The following is a 1,815-nucleotide window of genomic DNA, read 5'->3' on the forward strand; positions in this document are numbered from 1 at the left end:
AACGGCGTGACCGTGGAGTTCGACTATGCGCCGGAGTCCGAGGGATTGCGGCTGAAGAAAAAGACGGCGGAGGCAACAAAGCGCTACACGTACAACCCATCAGGCCAAGTCATCGCAGAAGCCGATGAAGCGAACACGATTCAGGCGAACTATGCCTGGGGACCGGATCGGCTGCTGGCGAAGTGGGACCGGGCGGCTGCACAAGCTTATTACTATCTGTACAATGGCCATGGGGACGTCGTGCAAATCGTCGATACGCAAGGAGCGGTGAAAAACAGCTACCAGTATGACGAATGGGGTAACCTGATCGGCTCTCCTGTGGAGCAGATCAGCAATCCGTTCAAGTATGCGGGCGAAATGTACGATGCGGAGACGGGGCTGTATTACTTGCGGGCGCGGTACTACGACCCATCGGTGGGGCGGTTTATTAATAAGGATACGTATGAAGGGGATATTACGAATCCGCTTAGTTTGAATTTGTATACGTATGTTCATAATAATCCATTAAGTAACATTGACCCCACAGGTCATTGGTGTACGTCTGCTGATGGTAATTGGTCTAGACCGGGTGGCTGTAACGGAGGAGTAAATGGTCAAGAAAATGTCGAACGAAACGTTGGTACCTCAAAATGGAATGATGATAAATATTATTTCGGGCAACCAATAATTGAAAACGGAGAGTATAAGGGTAAGTATTATCCAGAGGGTTCTTTCAGAATAGAAAGCGACCCTACAGGAATAACAGATGCATTTATTGGTTGCGCATATGATGACCAGTGTTCCGGTTTTGTAGGGGGCGCAATTGTCGAAGGGATTCCTGCTGCTTATAATAGTGCAAAATCTGGTGTACAAAAAGGTTGGAACTGGGCAAAAGGAATGAAGGCCAAGTACATTGGCAAAGAGGTTGAAATTGGTAAAATCAAGCCCAACTCATATGATGAATTTAGCAACCCTAACATAGGGCCGTCTCAGCAAGCATTGTCAAAGCACAGAAACTATATAAATCAAACTGGCAAGATAGATGAACCAATATTGGTTAAGGATTTAGGAAATGGTACTTATGAGATAATTAATGGCCATCATCGGTGGGAAGCGGCAAGGCAAATGGGGTTGACAAAAATACCAGTAAAGGTGATTGAGTGAATATGGGAATGGAAAGTTATTTTATGAAACTCCGTCCGCTGAATCAAGAAGGGAATGCCACGTTATTTGTCGAGAAGTTAATGGGTTTGGGATTCAATATCAAGGTACAGGAAGATAATTTTATCGTTGAAGATACTTTTGTGATGAGAATTGATGAGGTCGATGGCGATTTAGCTGAGGTAAGTTTTGAGGGATGTTTATCTTGGTTTGAGAGAGGGTTGGAGGAAGGGTTCAAAATATTTCAAATAATCAATAATGAAGTTCTTGCAGTTCAGATACTACGACCGGATAATACGGTTATACCAATGTCTGAAGAAATATTTTTAAACGGAGTAAAGGATTTTTATAGTGAAAAGTATCAAAGATTTATATCAACGTACGGTGATATTCGATTGAAGATACTTCCTGATAAACCATTCTATGATTACATCATGAAATCTACTAAGAAATCTATTTTTAGTAGAATGTTTCGCAAGTAAGTTTACTTACCACAATGCGACTAATCCTCGTGTTGTGGTATTTCTTTTTCTTCACGGCCGCGGCGGCTTTTCAAAAGACCCCACTCAGTGCGGAATGAATTACGTAAGCGTCAAACTGACTACACCTGTTCATAGCCGTTCAAATCCTTCACAATGAGTCCATCAAGCAAACGAAAGGATGAATGTGAATGGA

2 protein-coding genes are annotated in these 1,815 nt (G+C 42.8%); both read left to right on the forward strand.

Going from position 1 to position 1,815, the window contains the following annotated elements; translation table 11 throughout:
* Nucleotides 1-1,143, forward strand: a 1,143-nt coding sequence (locus AC6ROY_RS25295) for an RHS repeat-associated core domain-containing protein (protein ID WP_500103325.1), incomplete at its 5' end; no start/stop codon positions are given.
* Between the two features lie 2 nt (nucleotides 1,144-1,145).
* A complete protein-coding gene (locus tag AC6ROY_RS25300) occupies nucleotides 1,146-1,622 on the forward strand; it encodes a hypothetical protein (protein WP_500103326.1) in 477 nt (158 codons plus the stop codon).
* Nucleotides 1,623-1,815: the final 193 nt, after the last annotated feature.

Source organism: Paenibacillus sp. sg306046 (genome assembly GCF_059821225.1).

Excerpts from the sequence above, each read along its gene's own strand:
- AC6ROY_RS25300 (WP_500103326.1), top strand. The coding sequence starts at position 1,146 with ATGGGAATGGAAAGTTATTTTATGAAACTCCGTCCGCTGAATCAAGAA.